14 protein-coding genes are annotated in these 19495 nt (G+C 52.2%); 7 read left to right on the top strand and 7 right to left on the bottom strand.

Annotated elements, in window-relative coordinates; genetic code table 11:
* The first annotated feature begins 91 nt into the window (after nucleotides 1-91).
* The 3 genes from CA13_RS23645 to CA13_RS23635 all read left to right on the top strand — a co-directional run bounded on the left by CA13_RS23645 (nucleotide 92) and on the right by CA13_RS23635 (nucleotide 4825).
* Nucleotides 92-1558, top strand: coding sequence for an ISNCY family transposase (locus CA13_RS23645; protein ID WP_146393859.1), 1467 nt, complete (start codon nucleotides 92-94; stop codon nucleotides 1556-1558).
* 283 nt (nucleotides 1559-1841) lie between these two features.
* Complete coding sequence (locus CA13_RS23640) at nucleotides 1842-3374, top strand: autotransporter-associated beta strand repeat-containing protein (RefSeq protein ID WP_419194735.1); 1533 nt, start codon at nucleotides 1842-1844, stop codon at nucleotides 3372-3374.
* A 176-nt stretch (nucleotides 3375-3550) separates the two neighbouring features.
* Entirely contained in the window at nucleotides 3551-4825 is a 1275-nt protein-coding gene (locus CA13_RS23635; RefSeq protein ID WP_146400888.1) for a tetratricopeptide repeat protein, read from the top strand.
* A gap of 77 nt (nucleotides 4826-4902) precedes the next feature.
* Here CA13_RS23635 and CA13_RS23630 read toward each other — a convergent pair whose 3' ends face one another.
* Nucleotides 4903-6033: a VWA domain-containing protein gene (locus tag CA13_RS23630; RefSeq protein WP_146400886.1), complete on the bottom strand. Its 1131-nt coding sequence runs from the start codon at nucleotides 6031-6033 to the stop codon at nucleotides 4903-4905.
* A 356-nt stretch (nucleotides 6034-6389) separates the two neighbouring features.
* On the opposite strand from CA13_RS23630, the gene CA13_RS23625 reads away from it, so the two are divergent.
* The 4 genes from CA13_RS23625 (at nucleotide 6390) to CA13_RS23610 (ending at nucleotide 12636) form a co-directional block, all read left to right on the top strand.
* Nucleotides 6390-7091: an AIM24 family protein gene (locus tag CA13_RS23625; RefSeq protein ID WP_146400884.1), complete on the top strand. Its 702-nt coding sequence runs from the start codon at nucleotides 6390-6392 to the stop codon at nucleotides 7089-7091.
* Nucleotides 7092-7556: 465 nt separating this feature from the next.
* Nucleotides 7557-10979, top strand: coding sequence for an archaeosortase/exosortase family protein (locus tag CA13_RS23620; RefSeq protein ID WP_146400882.1), 3423 nt, complete (start codon nucleotides 7557-7559; stop codon nucleotides 10977-10979).
* On the top strand, nucleotides 10976-11638 hold the full coding sequence (locus tag CA13_RS23615; RefSeq protein WP_146400880.1) for an exosortase-associated EpsI family protein: 663 nt from the start codon (nucleotides 10976-10978) through the stop codon (nucleotides 11636-11638). The genes CA13_RS23620 and CA13_RS23615 overlap by 4 nt, the downstream gene beginning before the upstream one ends.
* Before the next feature lie 14 nt (nucleotides 11639-11652).
* The gene (locus CA13_RS23610; RefSeq protein ID WP_146400878.1) at nucleotides 11653-12636 is read left to right on the top strand and encodes a S1 family peptidase; all 984 of its coding nucleotides are present in this window, start codon (nucleotides 11653-11655) and stop codon (nucleotides 12634-12636) included.
* A gap of 212 nt (nucleotides 12637-12848) precedes the next feature.
* On the opposite strand, the gene CA13_RS23605 is transcribed toward CA13_RS23610, so the two are convergent.
* The 6 genes from CA13_RS23605 to CA13_RS23580 form a co-directional block, all read right to left on the bottom strand.
* Complete coding sequence (locus CA13_RS23605; protein ID WP_146400876.1) at nucleotides 12849-14246, bottom strand: sugar porter family MFS transporter; 1398 nt, start codon at nucleotides 14244-14246, stop codon at nucleotides 12849-12851.
* A 186-nt stretch (nucleotides 14247-14432) separates the two neighbouring features.
* The gene (locus CA13_RS23600; RefSeq protein WP_419194734.1) at nucleotides 14433-16019 is read right to left on the bottom strand and encodes an alpha-L-fucosidase; all 1587 of its coding nucleotides are present in this window, start codon (nucleotides 16017-16019) and stop codon (nucleotides 14433-14435) included.
* A 57-nt stretch (nucleotides 16020-16076) separates the two neighbouring features.
* Nucleotides 16077-16853: an SDR family NAD(P)-dependent oxidoreductase gene (locus CA13_RS23595; protein WP_146400874.1), complete on the bottom strand. Its 777-nt coding sequence runs from the start codon at nucleotides 16851-16853 to the stop codon at nucleotides 16077-16079.
* Nucleotides 16850-17881 carry a zinc-binding alcohol dehydrogenase family protein gene (locus tag CA13_RS23590; protein ID WP_146400872.1) on the bottom strand — a complete coding sequence of 344 codons (1032 nt, stop codon included), beginning with the start codon at nucleotides 17879-17881 and terminating at the stop codon, nucleotides 16850-16852. The genes CA13_RS23595 and CA13_RS23590 overlap by 4 nt, the downstream gene beginning before the upstream one ends.
* A gap of 25 nt (nucleotides 17882-17906) precedes the next feature.
* The gene (locus CA13_RS23585; protein WP_146400870.1) at nucleotides 17907-19139 is read right to left on the bottom strand and encodes a UxaA family hydrolase; all 1233 of its coding nucleotides are present in this window, start codon (nucleotides 19137-19139) and stop codon (nucleotides 17907-17909) included.
* Nucleotides 19132-19473 carry a UxaA family hydrolase gene (locus CA13_RS23580; RefSeq protein WP_146400868.1) on the bottom strand — a complete coding sequence of 114 codons (342 nt, stop codon included), beginning with the start codon at nucleotides 19471-19473 and terminating at the stop codon, nucleotides 19132-19134. Before CA13_RS23580 ends, CA13_RS23585 begins: the two co-directional genes overlap by 8 nt.
* Nucleotides 19474-19495: the final 22 nt, after the last annotated feature.

The raw sequence follows: 19495 nt of genomic DNA, 5'->3' as shown, positions 1-19495 counted from the left end.
AAGCTCCCCGAAGATCGAACCCGCAAGCAGGTTCGGGCGTTGGAATTGTTGACTAAAAGCAATTTCAAACGCAAATCTTCGAGGAGTGAACGTGGTCCGAAAGCACTATCAATCTCAGCATCGCTTCGATTGCAGCCCTGTCGCACAAGTACAACTCAACTTGGAATGCCGCGACGAAATCGTTCCGATCCTCGCGGGTCTGCAGTTCCTTTATACCAACAACAAGCTTCGTCACAAAGCTGTCAAGTTAGTCGCAGCCGATCTCAACGAAGACTCTCGTCGAGATATCGGCAGGCCCGGCATGGATGACTGGCACGTCGTTGTTTTGGCGGCTGTTCGGTTGGGGTGCAACTTCGATTACGACAAACTCCAAGACCAAGTCGAGAACCATCGCTCGCTCAGAGGCATCATGGGAATTGGCGATTGGCAGGACGCCGACGAATTCACCTTCAGACGCATTCGCGACACGTTGTGCAAACTCAAGCCTGCAACGATCGAGAAGCTTAATCAAGTCATCGTCACCTCCGGACAGGAGATTGCACCTGAGGCTGCCGCTTCGGTTCGTGCCGATTCGTTCGTTGTCGAAACCAACATTCATCATCCGACCGAAAGTAGTTTGATCTTCGATGGGGTACGCAAGTTTGTTCCGCTCTGCGCTGACTTGGCTGGCATGCTTGAGATTGATGGCTGGCGTCAGTCCGATCACTTGACGAGGAAGATCAAGAAGCTCAAACAGAACATGGGACGCATCGCCGCGAGCAAGAGTCAGGTCAAGAAAGACGCATTGCAATCGCTCTACATGGATCTGCTTGTCCGAACCGAGCAGTTGCTCACGCGAGCCGACGAGTTGGTAAAAACGGCGAAATCGGAGTTGTTCTCGACGGCGATTGTCTCCAAAATCGCGGCAATCGAGCGATGGATCCAACTAACTCGGCAGGTCTGCGACACCGCTCGTCGTCGCGTGCTCCTTGGCGAAAGAGTTCCCAATAGCGAGAAGCTGTTCAGTCTTTTTGAAACTCACACGCAGTTGTACCGTCGCGGTAAAGCTGGGCAACCGAATCAGTATGGACGCTTGGTCTTGGTCTACGAAGACGCCGCAGGATTCATCAGTCACTATCATTTGATGGACCGCACCAGCAAAGACCAAGATGTTGTCGTTGAGCAGACACGAATTGCTCAGCGAAAACATTCGGGTCAGATCGAAACGGCGTCGTTTGACCGAGGCTTTCACAGCGATGAAAATGAGACGGCATTGCAAGAGATCGTTGATGACGTTTGTGTTTTACCACGTGCTCCCGATCAGTACGCCGAACGATTGAAAAACGGAAGCGTGAAGTTTCATCAAACACGTCTACGTCACAGCGGTGTGGAATCAGCGATCGGTGCTTTACAGCGAGGCAACGGGCTGAAACGTTGTCGTGATCGTAGTGAGATCGGCTTTGAGCGCTACTTTGGTTTGGCGGTACTTGGTCGCAACCTACATACGCTTGGCAAGTTGTTACTTGCCAAGCATCATGCCATTAGCGCCTCGGCACAGAGTGATCGCCAAGCGGCGTAGGCAAATACTCCTTTGGAATCGGAGCAACGGAAGGCTATCGGTCTGCGCGCCAGGCGAAAACGGCGTAGAAAACGAGCGTTGTTCGCCACTAAAACCGCCCCAGAGCTAAATCTTCGAAGTACTCAGCGGACGTGAAATCCGCTAAAATCAGCCACTCGAGCAATTTCCGGACGGACACTAGCTAGGGTTGGAAACTACAAGTGATCGAATTATCCTTGGAAAATGCGGCAGGAGTGGTGATTTCAACCAATTCCGAAATAGCTCAATTTTTATGGAGATGACAGTGACTAGAAATCTCAAATTCTTACTCTCGTTTGGCATGTGTTGTGCGTTGGCGACCACAGCCTACGCCGACAGCGCCACTTGGGAGGGAACGCGAAGTGGTACGGATGTTGGTGATTGGTCAACCGAAGACAATTGGGATAGTCCCACGTACTCTGTCCCCGGAGTCGATGACACAGCCACATTTGGCAATACAAGCGGCGCAAAAACGATCTATTTGGGAAGCGACGTAAGCCAAAATCCAACCGCTAGGATCGTTGTTTTCGAAAACGGTGCTTCCGCTTATACGATTGGAGCAAACGGACCGGGCGATCAGACCTTGAACCTGGAAACGACCACCGCTGTCAACCGGGAAATCATCGTCGAGGCGGGCGTCGTGAACAATCAGGTTATCGATGCAAACGTAACGAACTCGACCAACAACGCATCGGGCTTGAGGATCAGCAACAACTCTACCAACGGAGCGACACTGAGTCTCAACGGCGTTGTTAATGGCGGCAACAAATTCTTCACGATGGTGACTGCCGCTGGAAATGAAATCATCCTAAATAGTACTGCCAACACCTCGCTCAATAACGCCAGTTTGTCAGGTGGCGGGACCGTCACAGCAGCCAGCCTCACCGACAACAAGAGCATGAACATCAATTGGGGCACGCTAAACCTCAACAAAACTCAAGATATCGGGGGGCTGCAACTGGGGCATGCAACCATAGGGGATGGTGATGCCACGTTGAATGTTGGCACATCAAATGTGGTCGGTTTGAAAGTTGATATTAACTACCTTGCCGACGATGCCGCGTTGAACAAGGGCTACATTAATGGCGGCAAGATCGAATTAGATAGTTGGTCAACCGCCAAAACGACGACTGCCAATATTGCTAAGAATTCAAATCCAGGTTTCACCGGTTCTGAGGTCATCATTGAAAGTGCCATCGAGCGTAATAGCTCTGACTATCTCTTCGAGAAGTCTGGTGACGGCACTTTGGAACTCAACGGGGACAACACCTATCTCGGAACCACCACCGTCACTGCAGGCACGCTTCTAATCAATGGTGACAGCTCCGCTGCCACCGGTGCAGTCATTGTGAAGAATGGAGCTACACTCGGGGGCACGGGAATCATTGGCGGCCCAATTATCATTGAGTCCGGCGGCATTCTGGGCGGTTCCAGCTTACTCGATGCCGACCTGCATTTCGATTCTGACGCAGAGTTACTATTTAGTTCGACGCTTTCTATCATCGGCGACACAACCTTTGACGACTTCGATGTGACAGACATTATCGGCTTAGACAATACGGTAGAATTGGGAACTTACACTCTCATCGGTGGCACCGGAACAGTCGACTTGTCCACAGGCGTATCCAATGTCGGAGTCGAAAATGCAGCCGACCTTGGTGAGGGCAAAATTGCATACTTCCAGTACGGCAGCTTGCAACTTGTCGTTGCCGCGACCGCTGTTCCCGAGCCGTCAACGTTTGCCCTACTTGGTCTTGGAACGGTCGGTTCGCTAGCCTACCGCCGTCGTCGACGCTAGGCTCACACGCCTAGAACATCAACGAAAATCTTTTATTAGAATTACCAAAACCTCGCCGGTCCTTCCTGCGAGGTTTTGTTGCGTGTGGCGGAGGCTAAACTTCGGCCCACCAGCGTAAAACACGGCAAAATGCCTCGAGAGTTGAATATCCGCATCAAGTTTCTAAGCTAGTTTCCATGAATCGAAAACCAAATCGACGCCTTCCTGTCCCCAGCCTCGCGCTGTGCTTTTTCTTCCTGTGCCTCGTTGCCTGGCCCAAGGGCGACGCGAAAGCAGACCTAATCCAGACTCTGCCCGGCGATAGTACGATTGTGGGAGCGGAAGCCGAAGACGCAGTGGCGCAAGAGCCCGGTCCATTGGCTGTTGCTGTCCAAGCTCTCAACAAGGGCGATTCCCGCCAAGCAGCGGAACTCCTAGAGCCGCTCGCGAACGACGGTATCCCTGAGGCGCAATTCCTACTGGGGCTGCTTTACCAACAGGGTCGGGGCGTCGAACCATCGGAGAAGCAGGCGATCGTCTGGTATAAGAAATCATCGTTGCAAGGCTTTGCACCCGCGATGCTCAACCTGGGATTGATCGAGCTAGAGAAGGCAAAAGAGAACAAGACACCCAACTCGGCCAAGCGTGCCTTACAAATGTTCGAACACGCCAGCAAAGCGGGGGACGCCCGCGGTGACTACTACCAAGGGTTGGCCTATAACCAGGGTCAGGTGGTGAACAAGGACCCGGTGAAAGCGTTTGTTTTTTTCCAGCGTGCCGCGGACGCTGGACTTCCCGTCGCCTGCAATCTTACTGGTCAACATCTGCTCAAAGGTATTGGCACAGCCAAGGATGAACAAAAAGCCTTCTCCTATTTTAAGAGAGCGGCCGAAAAGGGATGGGTCCTAGCCCTCTACAATATCGGTATTTGCTACAAACAAGGTCTTGGCACCGAGAAGAATGCACCGCAAGCTGCCAGATCGTTCCTCCTTGCCGCCCGATCAGGATTCGTGCCTGCATTTGCTCAAATCGGCGCCTGTTACGTGAACGGCGACGGCATCCTGATGGACGAAATTTCGGGAGCGAACTGGTTAGATCGCGGCGCCCGCGTCGGCAACGGCCTAGCTCAACATATGCTGGCTCAACTTTACCTGACCGGCACCGGGGTCGAACAGAATCTGAACGCCGCACTGAAACTGTTTATATTATCAAGCCGGAGCGGAAACCCAGAGGCCCGACATGCCCTGGCTCAATTGCTGGCCCAGGGGCTCGGTCTCCCCGAAAACAAACCCAACTTGGTCGAAGCGCATGCATGGGCCCTCGTAGCAGGCGACAGCATTCCTTCCGCACTCGAATATGCCTCGAAATTGGCGGAAAAGCTTTCCGACGAAGAGAAGGAACTCTCCACTGAGTTCCAAAAAAAGATTCGAGAGGCCGACGAGACTCGCAAGGGAAGTGATCGCGAACAATGATCACGGTCAACAAGGAACTTGGCTCAATCGACAATCGAAATAGTGCTTCATCAATCCACACCTAACCGGTTGCTGATTTACCGAGTCCGGACTCTCACTTTCGTTCCCCAGACCCTTCCGGGCCCCTTGTTGTTCGCCGGGAACCTCTGCTGTTTGGCAAGTTCCCTAGCGACGGGATTGACGTACACGGGCCGATAAACTCCGCCGAACGTTTTGGCGAGTGACACGAGCCTCTGCTGTGCCTCTTCGTCACGAACGGTCATCCCCAACGTATTAATCACGAATCGCCATTGGTTTTCCTCTTTCAGCGTCTCGATTGCTTTGATTGAGGGTCCCCCATCGGACAAGACGTAGACGACGTGTGGGCGGAGCGTCGCGGCCATTTCGATCGCTTCAACCATCTGTCCGCCGATACAAAGTTCAATTGTGTTGAGCCACATGGCAAGTTTTTGCTTGTTCTCGGCCGTCGCCGGTAACATTTCGTCAATCGATGAGGGGAAGAACATCGGGTAGACCTGATCGCTAAACAAGATAACAGAGAAGCTTTGTTTCTGTGTCATCTGACTTACACTGCGAACAATTTCGATCAACGTTGTATGCATTCGCCCTTGCACCATACTGCAAGATGAATCAACGACAAAGACGATCCGATTGCCACGAGACTTAGTACCAAAAAAGGAAGCCATTGTCCCGGAGTTCATTTCCAAACTCTCACCGAGGCCTTGATTCCCCTTCCCAAGACCTGAAAGCATCAGATCCGATGTATCGAACGATGCAGCCAATTCAGGAAGAGGTGTGACGGAGAGAAGTTCCGAGGCGGAGAGGTCTGACATGTCGACGGGTTCCAATTCGACAGCACTCATTTCGGACGCCAACTCTTCCTGCTCTGTTAGCTCCAACTCTTCAAGCTCGAAGTCCGCGAACTCCTCCATTTCCTCTTCCACACCCTTCAATGCGCTTGCGATTTTGAACTCCTCGGATTCTGGAATTGCAACGGACCATAAGCCAAGCACAAACAACAGAATTCCATGCAGCAGTGTGCTGACCAATGTCGGCGCACCATGCTTTAACGCAGCGCGGAGTGGCGTTTCTTCCTCGCACATTTCAGGGACAGTCACGTGACCACGGGGATGAATCTCACGCTCACCGCACGCCAATGACTCGGCTAAAGCACGAGATTCCGATGAGTCTTGGGCAATGGTTGGCATCGTCTGTTCCGCGAATAAGATAAGAAACCCAGTGTGTATTACTATATCGCAATTATCTCGTTTTGTTGTCGCGAAAGTATGCCAAATAGGGAAATTCGGTTACTCAAACTGGGTGAACTGCCAACTCAAAGCATCCATCTCAAAGTTGCTTTAGGCGTGACACCGAGATGCACTGACCACGCACGAAAAAATTCACTCCGTATCTTTTTTGCGAAGCTTCATTGTGTGCAGACCGAATCGAAACACAGGGAACGTACAACACCGTCGTTTTTCAAACCGATATACTCGAGACATGTTGCGATTCACGATTCGACCCGCAATGTTCTTTGCGGGATTCACCACAATGAGGCGCCCTAATGTCAGACAATCGATATTCACTTGACGCGTTTTTAGAAAAGACTCGAGACCGCGATTTGAACCAAGGACTGTTTGAATTGGAATCGGAGCGGATGCTAGACATCAACCTCAATGGCGAGGTTTGGATCAAGATGGGCGCCATGGTCGCTTACACAGGCCAAGTCAAGTTTGAACGCGAGGGAGTATTGTCGCGTGGGATCGGAAACTTGCTCAAAAAGGCAGTTTCCGGAGAAGGGACGGCACTTACCAAAGTCTCGGGGAATGGATCGGTTTTCTGTGCCGATGCAGGCAAAAAGATCACGATTTTGAATCTTCAAAACGAAGCGATCTCAGTCAACGGAAATGATTTGTTGGCATTCGAGATGTCACTGCAATACAACATCAAGATGATGAAAAAGATGACTGCGATGTTAGCAGGCGGACTCTTCAACATTCGCCTGGAAGGTACTGGAATGGTGGCCATCACGACCCATTATGATCCCATGACGTTGCCTGTAAATCCAAATCAACCGGTCATCACCGACCCGAATGCCACCGTGCTCTGGTCCGGCAATATTGAACCTGAATTAAAAACGGACTTGCAATTCAAATCGTTCTTTGGACGCGGTTCGGGCGAATCCGTTCAATTGCGTTTCCAAGGCAACGGATTCGTCGTCGTCCAACCTTATGAAGAAGTCTACTTCCAGCAATCGAGCAGTTAGCGCAAACACGCCGCACTATCCCGAAGTACGTGGCTGGACATTTGATGTTTTGTTTTCCCATGGCTCACGCCGTGGGCTAGTCGCTGCCATCCCTACGCAATGCAGCCCCGTAAGTGAACAACCGGTTTCCTATGCAATTGCTTTCCAATGCAGTTGCTGTTTGTCGTGATGCGGTTGCAATCCTGTGCAATCGCCCTTGTGATTGGCATATCCTCCGATTTTTTCTTCACTTCGACAACTGCTTCGCCCCCGGGCGAGGCACTTCTTCGGCGACGGATGTCGCAACACCAATCGCTCCGACGTCGTTTGCGGACAAAACACGGGTACGAGTTTTCTGTTTTCGACGAAAGACACGGTCGCATCGATTGGTTCTGATCCGCAGATGAAAACGCTTTGAATGGTCTCCAATGATCGGCTAAGCCGATTTCGCATACTGCGTCCAGTGCGAATGAATTGAGACCTTCTGTGCAAACACATCTCCAAGCATTAACAGATCTTTCACAGATTCCCTGTGAACCGAAGTCCGCTGTTTTGCGAGAGCGACTGTTGCCGTATGTGATCATGGTATGGTTTGGGCTGGCGGCATTCAGCTACCGTCACGTCTTTGGCCAACTGTTTGAACAGTGGCAAACAAATAATAGTTATTCACACGGGCCACTCGTCATACCGATTGCGTTTTGGCTTTTATGGTACCGAAGATCGACTTTGCCGGAGGTCTCAAAGCCTTGGATTGCCGGAACAGGATTTCTATTGGCAGCCCATTTCCTGATGTGTTTGGGCGAATACGTCTATTTCCCGGCAATTCAGCGTTGGACCATTCCAATTTGGCTAATCGGAATGATCAGTCTTGTGTGGGGACGCGCCATCCTGGTTTGGAGTTTGCCTAGTGTTTGCTTTCTGGCATTCATGATTCCGTTGCCATTTCAATTAGAAATGATGGCCAATCATTTTTTACAGTGGGCATCGGCCTGGTCCAGTTGCGTGCTACTCAGCCTTACATCAACCATGGCGGTGACCGATGGTTACACACTAAGGATGGCAACTGGCCATGTAGGCATTACAGCAGATTGCAGCGGATTACGAATGACTGTCGCGATTGCCGCACTGAGTTACGTCATCACTTTCCTGAGTCTTGGCCGGGGCCCCAACAATCGATGCGCTGGTACGGACCATTGCAATCACCGTGATGTGGACCGTAGTACGGCAACTCTTGGGCGTGCTCTGAACTTGAGCTTGATGATGTTGCAAGTGATTCCTGCTGCCATTTTGGCGAACGCAGCCCGCATCACACTGATGGCATTTGTAATGGACCGCTTTCGAGTTGAATCCTATACAACATGGGCTCATGACTTTGGCGATTGGCTTGTCCTGCCCATTTCAGCAGTTCTGTTTCTGGCATTCAGGGCCTGGCTTGGCAGCGTAATTCACATTTGGCGAACGGAAATCGGTCAACGTCGGCTAAATCGATCAGGCAGAGAAAGTCAGAACAATTTTATCGATTGGCATCGACCGAGCTTCACGGTGACGCCGTTCGCGAAGATTACAGTCGCGCCGTTTGCTTTAACCGTCCTTGCCTTCGCTTTGATCTGGCACTACGAGTACGAGCGTGACCGAATCACGGCGGAAGCGATGACCACCGCCCGCCGTTACGAAGCAAATGCCGATTGGGCTCACGCTGCGGACTGCTATCAAGAATTGATGTATCTAAATTCATCACCGGAAGAAGCGAATTACAGGCACGCTTGGGTTTCGCGTCAGGCCGCAACAAATCGAGCTGAACGCGAGCAGGTCTTCTTCGAGCTTGAGGCACTCCTCAACCGGGCACCTTTTCATTTGGCCGCTTTGCGAATGCATCTGGATTTGTCACTTGAATTGGGCGAGGCCTCCGCAGCGATTCGCAGTGCGGAGCGTCTCTATTCGATGGATCGTCATGATGCGACCACGATGCAGATGTGCGCGGAGGTCCGTATGCGGCTGCCTTCCGCATCTTCTCGGTTGCCGGAAATTTCGATGGAATCATTGAGTGAACCGGTTGAAGTTTTTGGCCCTGTGTCAAAGTGGCGAGACAGCCTGGTGATCGCAGTTGCGGAATTCGGTTGCCATCATCCTGATTCTGTGGACAGTCGATTGACCAAGGCGATTGGTTCGGTTATCCCGAAGTCGGCAAACCGAGTTGGATCGGCGCATGCTCATTTTCAAAGATGGAATTTCAATCACGTATTTGGGAAAGGAACAGCCTCGCTTGACACCGCTTTGACCTGCATTGACGACGAATGCCCAAAGCAGGTGGCTTATGAGATCTATCTGGCATCAGCCAACGAAGCTTGGGTCGGTAATAAACCAGATGACGCAAAGTCGTTTCTTAAGAAAGCCATTGACGTGAATCAAGCCGATCATCGTGGCTTTGCTCTGCTAGGAGATGTTTGCGAATCGCAACACGAATGGTTGCCGTGCACAACGGCCTATCTTCGGGCTTGGCGGTTGGCAGGTGATCGCCCCTTGGAACTAGGCATCAAATTGGCTGAGGCTCTAATTCGTAGCGAGCATCATTTAGCGTTGGACGAATTGTTAAAGACGTTAGAGCGTCAAGTCGACACCGCGGCTGTCACTCCCAGCCGAACGATGCAAATACGACTTAACCTTGTTCAATCGCAACTGCATATGCGTCAGGCAAGGCACGAAGAGGCACTGCAGACGCTCAAACATTGCCACCTGCTCGCATCTAGAAACTTATATAAATCGGAGGCAACCAACGAATGGGTGGCGACCATCGAATCCTTGCAGGCTCAATGCTTGGTTCGTCTTGGCAGATATGCTGACGCAGCGAGGCTGTTTGAAAATCGGGCTGGAAAAGTCGACGCACCCGCGGACCAATGGACGGCTGCTGCACGAGCTTGGCGAACAGCGGGCAATACCGATGCGGCGGCACACTGCTATCGCAATGCCGTGTTCAAGAAGGGAGACGACTCCGAAATATGGCTCGAGTACGTCAGCCTATTGAAGGACAAACGTGGAATGGATGAAGCGATTAACGAGGTTACACTACGTCAACGTCGCGTTCGCCAAGACTCACCCATTGCCGATGAAGTTCTCGCACAGGCCTGGGAAATCGCAGGCAATCCAAAGCTTGCGATTGAATACTATCGTTCGGCAGCAAAGGGAGATATTCGCGATGTCGCCGCATTGGCGATCGCATTGGCACGCCAAGGCGAGGTGGACAATGCAGTCGAACTCATCGCTAGTGAACGATGGTCCGTTGACACGTCCGTCCGAGCACACACCGCTGCTATCGTGGGTATTAGCGCAGCGACCCTATCGAATGCGTCCAAGGCAACCATCATGCAGATCGTTCAGGATGAAATTGCGAAAACCAGCGACGATGTGCCGTTGCTCCTCGCTGCAGCAAAGTGGTACACGAAATGCCAAGCCACATCAAATGCATTGGAGATGCTTCGCCGCGTCGTAACGTTGCAGCCAGAGAATGTCGTTGCGGCAAACAATTTGGCAATGATGTTGGCCGATGAAGGATGCGATTTCGAGGGAGCAATTGAGCACATTGACAATGCATTGAAACAAACCGGCCCTATTGCGGAATTCCTTGATACCAAGGGCTGGATACTCGTGCAAATGAATCGTGCAGAGGACGCCATTGCGTGGCTAACCAAGGCGGCGGAGCATTCCTCTTCGGCTGACCCCATTGCCCAGCTTCATTTAGCCTCTGCCTACATGGACCTTGGCGATCGTGACCGGGCCAAGGAATATTTAGAATTGGCAAGAGCGGGCCAAATTCGACTCGACTTGCTCAACACCAGTGAACTGCGCGCTTGGTCAACGCTACAGCAAACATTTGCACCGCAACCAATCCCTCATGAGGAAAGCGGCGCATGACCACTTGCACACCAACTCGTTTTCATGTCGTTCTGCTGGGCTGTTCCTTGGCAGTCGCCAGTTGTCTCGTCATGCCTGCTTCGCGATCCGAAGTGGCACAGCAATGTTCATTCGACCTGCCAGAGACTCTTGGCTCATGGAGACAGCTAGAACAATTGAAGCTACAAGAGAGCGAATTAAAAATCCTCCACGCAAGCGATCACTGGCAACGAGTCTACCAACGCTGCGACACAAAAGAAATTATGGTTGTCACCTTGATAGCGGGTCCCAGCGGGCGTTTGGCTAGCCACCAGCCGGAAGTATGTTACGCAAGAAACGAATTTTGCTCGCACAGCGACGCCGTTCGTTGGACGGTGCCGGGTCGTGATGACAAGTTTCGTTTCCAAACGCTCGAACCACGTCAAATCGAGCGACCCGCGATGACCATCGCATATGCGTGGCACGATGGAGACTGCTGGCGGGCGCCACGTGTTCCGAAAATCCAACTTGCCCGCTACCCCGCTTTACAGCGTTTACAGATATCCATGAGGCACCCCAGTGGTATGGCACGAGACGCGCAAAACGCGATGCAACGATTCGTACAATTGACCGTGGATATCACGGACGAATTGCATCTGCGAACCACCTCACTTCCCACCCCCATACCTACTTCTCGTTGATTGAGTCTGATGCTATGAACAAATCAGAGCACGGTGATGACATGCGATACCTCTGTTTTTCTTTTGAACGCGTGGTCGTCTATTGCTGCATCGCCCTACTCGGGGCATGCTCCATTGAACCTGCGATGGGTGGAACAATCCGCCATGACCGCGCCGATTCGAGCTATACAAGTTTGGCGGCCAGCTATCCTGCAGTGGGCGCCCTGACGTGGAGCTCCTATATTTGCTCGGCCACGTTGATTGATGAAAACTGGATCCTCACGGCTGGCCATTGCCTCGATGCAGTGGGGCTATCGCCCAGCGACTGGACGTTTGACCTGAGCGATAGCGGGGGGGGCGTCCATGTTGGCGCAGAACGCTTCGTCAATCCTGGCTGGACGGGCGAATTGTCCGATGGAACCGACATTGCACTATTGCGACTGACAACCAACGAGTACACGGTAGCTCCGGCAATCATCAATACCAATACATCGGAAGTCGGAAAAACGGCAACCCACGTCGGTTACGGTGTGACGGGCACGGGCCTGACCGGCGTCAATGCTCCAGCTGGCACAAAACGGGCGGGCAATAACGTCGTCGACATCGATGGCAGTTCAGTGCAGGGCTATAACGACAAAGTCTTGTTCGAAGATTTCGATAGTGGATCAGCTGGCGACAATTGGGCGGGATCCGCGACGCAACTTGATCTTGAATACTTGATAGCTGGTGGGGACAGTGGCGGCGCCGTGTTCATGGACTTTGGCTCCGGTGAAGTGGTCGCCGGCGTCCACTCATTCATCGCCAGCGTCGACGAGGACTTGGACGCGGACTATGGTGACATTGCTGCTTCAACGCGAGTTTCTTCCTATGCGTCCTGGATCACGTCCACCGTATCGGGCAACGATCCTGTCGCGCCCGAATTAGCATCCTGGGCGATTTGGGCCGTTTTTGCCATCGGACTTCTCTGGCCTTCTCTTTCGCGAACCTTAAGAAAGGACGCCGGAAGTTCCGAATATTGAGTCAATCATTGGTGGTGTTGGGTCAGTTAAGCAACCCTTTGCCAGTCATACCTGCTGTCGAGCCAATTCCATTGAGCAGCTCAGCGATTGTTGCATTCTTTTCGCTTTGCGTCTTGTTCAGCCCCTTAGCCCCCGGAAGCACTCGCGGCAACGAGTAACAACGAACTTGCCTTCTGACTCATTGAGTCGGAACACGTCCTAGGACGTTGGCTTTAGTGACTAAGCCACGAACGTTCAATCTCTTCGATGGTGCGGCCCTTGGTCTCGGGCATGAGGAATTTGATCATCAACAACAGCAGCACCAATTCCGCTGCGAATGCAAAGAAGATGATTCCGGTTGGCATCGTCTGTTGCATGATCGGGAATAGTTGGGCAACAGCAGCACTTGTCATCCAGATACAAACCGTTGCCAAAGCAATTGCCTTGCCACGAATTCGGTTGGGAAAAATCTCAGAGACCACGACGAATTTCACAGGTCCGAGTGCACAGGCAAAGAACGCAACAAACGCGTTGATGGCCAAAACGATCGGCCAGCCCGTGACGTCTTTCATAAATAGTGTGCCGATTACGAGATGGGACAGCAACGATCCAATCGTGCCGATCGTCAATAGTTTGCGACGACCTGCGGAGTCAACATAAACGAGCGCAAAAATCGTCGCAATCAAATTGACGATGGCAATGGTGGCAAATCCGCCGAGAGAACCGCCGAGGCCGAATCCTGCGGCTTCAAAAATTTGCGGGCCATAATAGAACACCACGGAAACACCACAGGCTTCCGAAAGCACGCAAATCAATACAGCCAACAACAACGGATGTCGCAGACGCCGAGTAAACAAATCATTGAACCGAACATCCCCCTCTTCTCGGATTGTCTCTTCGATCTCAGAACGTATCGACCTTGCCTTTTTAATCCCATTGACGCGTCGAAGGATGATTTCGGCCTCTTCTGCACGCTGTTTTTTGACCAGCCACCGAGGGCTTTCCGGGATAAAAAACGCGCAAACGAGGAAAAGGATTCCAGGGAGTGCCTCAGCCGCAAACATGGCACGCCAGTTTTCTTTGACGGCAAACCACATCCAAAATTCAGACAGCGTACGGGAATCCGCGTTGGCTTCTGAGAATCGAAAGATGCCCCAGTTTGCGAAGACACACATCACAATTCCGATCGTGATCGTAAACTGAAACAAGGTCACCATACGACCGCGATGTTTCTCCGGTGAGATTTCGGAGATGTAGAGCGGACAGACCATCGTTGCGGCCCCGATCCCCAAGCCGCCTAGCAGCCTCGCTCCAATCAAGTGGATTGGACTGGCAGCCATCGCACTCCAAGTGGCTGACGCAAAAATCATGATCGCCGCGATCATCAGGGTCTTCTTGCGTCCGAGCGCATCCGCAATCGGGCCGGCCAAGCCTGAGCCAACCGCACAGCCCCAAAGGACACAACTGACATAAAAACCAAGCTGTGCTTTACTAAAATCAAACTGTGCCTCAACCTGAGTATTCGTGCCCGAGACGACAACTGCGTCATACCCAAAAAGCAACCCACCGCACGCCGCCACAAGACAGACGAACCAGAGGTATAACATGGAACCATCAGATTGATTTCGCATCAGTTCGCCACACATTTCAAAAGGCCTTCATTGAAAACACCAAGTTCAAATTGCAGAGACCCAAGTTTTATTAATGACTCGGCATACAATGCTAACTTTGGCAACTCGGCCCCGTTTTTCATTTAAGAGGTTACAGAGGTCACGTTTTGTGCGACATATTCGGATCGGCTTGTGCACATCGCCGAGTCACCGGGGCGTAAACTTCCGCAGCGAGCGACCATTGATGCGCAGCGTCCACGCATGCTCGCACGGTTTGTATTCGGGAAGCTCGATGACCAACCCATCGGGCGTCTGTTGGAATGTCAACGCCGCCTCTACACCTAACATTTCCACAGACTCGATCTTCGCATCACCCTCTTGGCTTGGTACCAAGGATCGGATCGTGAGCTGTCCCTGTGGCGGCCAAGCCATCAGGAAAGCGAAAAGTTCGTCGTCCCCTTTGGTGACAAAACGCAAGTCGCCCGGCACAAACGATTCAATATCCTTGACACCACCATGACGCCCAGCTTCTCCCTTTTTTTCCAAAGATGGCCCTTCGCCGTACACCAACCATGGACGCGTCTCATATAAGCCCGCACCATTGACCGCCATCCACTTTCCGAGGCCAACCAAGATGGCTTCTTCTTGTTCGTCGATCGTGCCATCCGGATGCAAGGGGATGTTCAGCAACAAGTTTCCGTTCTTACTTACAATATCGATCAACATGCGAACGATATCCGGGACGGTCTTGTATCGCGTGCCCACACGGTAATACCAACCGCCGATGCAAGTATCCGTCTGCCACGTTTGATCGGCAATCTCAGCAGTCTTGCCGCGTTCGATATCTCGCACACAGGTGCCATCACGAAACGCTCCATGTTCAGGCGGATTATTTTTGATACACATGGCCGCGTCGTTTTGTCCATCATGCCATGCCGTATTGATGTTGTAGTAATGAGCGACAAGTTGTCTTCCAACACTGCCGTCGTCAAAGGGATAGCCGCCATCAAAGTACATTAAGTCAGGACGATATTGATCAATCAGATCCTTGACCCGCGAGTACCACTGGTGCTGCCATTGTTCGGGTGGATTACTGGGATATCGTGGCGAATCGGTAGAAGGCGAATGGTACAACGACTGATATTTCGGATTAGCTCCGTCGTACGAAATGCCAGCGAAGGGCCCTTTCGTGTCCGCTCCGTGGCTCGTCTGCAACCAACTAAAACTGCGTGCTAAGTGAGTGGTCACACCGAATCGCACGCCATGCTTTTTTGCCGCATCACGGAACTCGCCGACGAGATCTCGCTTCGGGCCCATGTTGACCGAATTCCAGGCGTGATATTTCGAGTCCCAGAGGTCAAAGTTGTCGTGATGAACGGCTAGGATAACCGCGTATTTTGCGCCCGCTTGTTTATACAAGCCAACCAATTTATCGAAGTCGAGCTTCTCTGGGTCGAACTGTTCAATGAGATCTTTGTAGCCAAACTTGGAAGGATGACCGTAAGTCTTCACGTGATGCTCGTACTGCCGATGTCCTTCGACATACATATGCCGAGCGTACCAATCGCCCTGCATCGGCACACACTGAGGACCAATAATCGCCCAAATCCCTAACTTGGCATCTTTGAACCAGCTAGGCACTTGATAGGTTCCCAGTGAATCCCAGGATCGGTCAAAGGTACCTTCTTGCATCGGATACTCGGACCAATCGCGTTCGTCCGCAATGACCATTGATGAACTGCAAAGGTTGCAACCCAACAATACAAGAATGAGTAGTAAACGTGATGATAACATTTTGGAATCTCGCAAAGACGATTTGTAACATTAAGAACAATTGCTTCCCAAGCAATTTCAGAAACCGACGCACGCCCCACCATCGACCGGCAGCACAACGCCGCTCAAGAATTTCGCAGCAGGCGAACAAAGGTAAACGACGGCCCAGCCAACATCTTCCTGCTGGCCAAATTTGGTCATGGGCGTGCGTTGTAGAATCCGCGCTTTCCGGTCGGGATCGCCTTGCAAGGCTTGCTCAAGCATTGGCGACTCGATCCATCCCGGGGCAATTGCGTTGACACGGACGCCCTTGTCGGCGACTTCCGTCGTCAAACTGCGTACCATGCCAACGTAAGCAGATTTCGCAGCCGAGTAGGCGACGACTTGTGACATTCCAATGAACGATGTCATCGAAGCGGTGAAAAGAACATTACCATGTCGTCGCTCGAGCATCCCCGGCAACACCGCTTGCGTCAGTGCGTGAGCAGCAACCACGTGCGTTTGCAGCACCGTGTTGAATTCGTGAGGCGATGTGTCAACGGCCCATTTCTTCAAATGAACTCCGGCGTTGTTGATTAAGATCGAAACAGAACTCTCGGCCGCTTCGGCTGACCTTTCAACCAACTCCGCTGCTCGCTCCATTTCGGTGATATCATGCGTAACATAGCTGGCTTGCGACCCCAACTCTTCCGCTGCTGCAGACAGAACCGATTCGCGACGACCGACCAGCACGACTTTCGCGCCAGCCTTAACCAAACAACTGGCGATACCGTACCCCAACCCACTACCTCCACCCGTAATGAGCGCCGTCTCGTTAGTTAAAGCAAATGGATTTGGAACCGTTGAGTTGGTCATGCTTTTGCATCCACTTCAATTTGGATTTTGGTTACTCTGCTTGGATCGTTCGCCCACCGCTGCATCGCTTTGCCAGCTTCGGCGAATGGTACTGACTGAGTGATCGTGCCTTGGACCGGATAACGTCCAGACCGGAGAGTCTCGATAACGGATTGAAAATTCTCACGCGTGGCGTTGCGAGAACCCAAAATGTCGATCTCTTTCATCACAAAGTATTTCGTTTCGTAGCTGACCGGTCGCTTCGCATACCCGATGTAGACCACTCGGCCTGCGAAACAGACCTCGTCGATGCACGCCCGAAACGTGGTGTCCATTCCCACCGCTTCGATCATGACATCCGGGCCATGACCACCGGTCAGTTCCATCAACCGTGTATGCAAATCCTCGTTCGCCGAGTTCACGGTATGGCTGGCTCCGGCTTTCGTGGCGAGGACGAGTTTATTGTCGGCAACATCCACAGCAATCACCCGTGCACCGGCATTCAATGCTGCGCCGGCGATCGCCCCCAATCCGATCATGCCACAACCGATGACACAAACCGTATCATCCGCTGTAACACGACCCCGCTCAGCAGCATGAAATCCCACCGAAAGAGGCTCGACCAGGGCAAGCTCAACCACACTGAGACCGGGTGCTTGAATCACATTTCTCCACGGAACCGCAATGGTCTCGGTCAACGCACCGTCGCGTTGGACGCCTAATGTCTGATTGAATTTGCAGCAATTTGGGCGTCCCACCAAACATGCCGAACACTCGCCGCACTGTGTATACGGGAACACGGTGACCGTCTCACCCACCGCAAACCCCGCAGGCACATCCGAACCGATCGACAATACCTCAGCGGCAATTTCATGCCCAGGAATACGAGGATAACTAACCACCGGATTGCCGCCTCGAAACGTGTTCAAGTCCGAACCGCAATAGCCGATGCGTCGGACTTTCAACAACACGTCGGCTGGACTCGTTGTGGGCTCAGGAATTTCGACGCAACAGAGAACCTCGGGCTCGGCAATCGTAAACGCTTTCATGGAGAGATCCATTTGTGTGGCAATGTTAGCTGCGACAACCAATTGTCAGTGGCGGGGTGTCTTGGTGCTTGTAAGGAATAAAGAACTCTCGGTGCCCCAATGCTTCGGGCTTGGATGGCTTACCCGAAGCAACTTGCGAGATCAGTTGCAGAAGCTCATCGGCGGCATCATCAAGCGTCAGCTCATCTTGCAAAACACGACCTGCGTTGAAGTCCATATCCTCGCGTAGTTTCTCGTAGGTCTGTGTGTTGCCAGTGATCTTAATCAAAGGAGCAACGGGGCATCCGATAACGGAACCTCGCCCCGTTACAAACAAAACAATCTGCGCGCCGGTCGCGATCAAATCGAGAATACCTTCACTGTCGTTCGCGTTGGTGTAGCCGTGTTGCATAAAATGAGGATCAGGGACGGAATCGAGTAGCCACAACCCAGCGTGATCAGGTTGTTCGGAAACCTTGATGACACCCTCGATCGGTCGAGAACCACTTTTGGCGAATGCCCCAAGACTCTTCTCCTCGATTGTGGTCAAACCACCGGCAAAATTCCCGGGCGAAGTCGACCACTGTTGGACTTGTTGGCAATAGCTCATTGCTTTGTCGTAAGTTGCCTCGATCGTCTTCCTGACGTCCGCATCCTTGGCTCGATTTGCGAGTATTTCCTTGAGCCCAATCAACTCGACGACTTCTTCAAAAACCGCCGTGCCACCTTGTTCGACCAATCGATCAAACGCGCGACCGACAACGGGATTACCAACCAAGCCGGATGTTGCATCGCTGCCACCGCATTCACATCCAATGGTCAAGTCAGAAAGCTGCATCGAAACGCGCGGCACGGATTCGATTTCCTGCCGCAACCGATTCACAATCTGTTTACCATGCTCCGTACTTGTCGTCGTCCCACCGATGTCCTGAATAAAGAAGCCCTCCGCAGGCCGCCCCGATTCGCGAACGACTTCAGCAATCTTGTGTGGCTGCGTGTACTCACACCCCAAACCAACCGATAGAACGGCACCAACGTTCGGATGCCTTGCCAGGGAAAGCATCAAACGAATGGCATAGGCATTATCGTAACAACCAGGAAAGCCAATCACGTGTACGTCCGGCTCGTCTTTCGCGATCGCTTGTGCAACGAAACTTGCACACTCAACCGTATAAATCACCAAGACCAGATTGCGGACGCCTTTGCGACCATCGGACCGCAAATAGCCTTGCCACGACCGGATGGTCGATGCCGTTGTCAAATTTTGCGAATTAGACATAGACATTCCCCTCGGTTGGAGCCCCTGTTTCACCGTCGAGTGTCCCCGACCGTTCGTCGAACTGGCTCTGAACGTTGTGGAGATGCACCCATATGCCACACTCAATCGCGACACTCGCATATCCGATTGCCACGCCGTACTTGATGATTGCGTCACCCACCTTCAGATCCACTAATGCAAATTTATGCCCGCTTCGTATGTCGCCGCGTACTTGAGCAGATTCATGCACAGCATCGCCAACCAAGACACATTCGCCGGGCCTGAGATCACTTAGCGCCGTCGCTACGTTGTCGGCTACGTTGATTACAAACGCTCGATTGTTAGATGTCTTCATTCCTGATCCTGTCATCCGCATG

Origin of the sequence: Novipirellula herctigrandis, assembly GCA_007859835.1 — a bacterium.
GTDB lineage: Bacteria > Planctomycetota > Planctomycetia > Pirellulales > Pirellulaceae > Novipirellula_A > Novipirellula_A herctigrandis.
The sequence above is the reverse complement of the archived record's forward strand: the minus strand, read 5'-3'. Positions and strand labels throughout refer to the sequence as shown.

Bases quoted from the DNA above. Each gene is read 5' to 3' on its own strand.
- CA13_RS23635 (WP_146400888.1), top strand. From the start codon at position 3,551: ATGAATCGAAAACCAAATCGACGCCTTCCTGTCCCCAGCCTCGCGCTG.
- CA13_RS23630 (WP_146400886.1), bottom strand. From the start codon at position 6,033: ATGCCAACCATTGCCCAAGACTCATCGGAATCTCGTGCTTTAGCCGAG.
- CA13_RS23625 (WP_146400884.1), top strand. From the start codon at position 6,390: ATGTCAGACAATCGATATTCACTTGACGCGTTTTTAGAAAAGACTCGA.
- CA13_RS23615 (WP_146400880.1), top strand. From the start codon at position 10,976: ATGACCACTTGCACACCAACTCGTTTTCATGTCGTTCTGCTGGGCTGT.
- CA13_RS23610 (WP_146400878.1), top strand. From the start codon at position 11,653: ATGAACAAATCAGAGCACGGTGATGACATGCGATACCTCTGTTTTTCT.
- CA13_RS23605 (WP_146400876.1), bottom strand. From the start codon at position 14,246: ATGCGAAATCAATCTGATGGTTCCATGTTATACCTCTGGTTCGTCTGT.
- CA13_RS23600 (WP_419194734.1), bottom strand. From the start codon at position 16,019: ATGTTATCATCACGTTTACTACTCATTCTTGTATTGTTGGGTTGCAAC.
- CA13_RS23595 (WP_146400874.1), bottom strand. From the start codon at position 16,853: ATGACCAACTCAACGGTTCCAAATCCATTTGCTTTAACTAACGAGACG.
- CA13_RS23590 (WP_146400872.1), bottom strand. From the start codon at position 17,881: ATGAAAGCGTTTACGATTGCCGAGCCCGAGGTTCTCTGTTGCGTCGAA.
- CA13_RS23585 (WP_146400870.1), bottom strand. From the start codon at position 19,139: ATGTCTAATTCGCAAAATTTGACAACGGCATCGACCATCCGGTCGTGG.
- CA13_RS23580 (WP_146400868.1), bottom strand. From the start codon at position 19,473: ATGAAGACATCTAACAATCGAGCGTTTGTAATCAACGTAGCCGACAAC.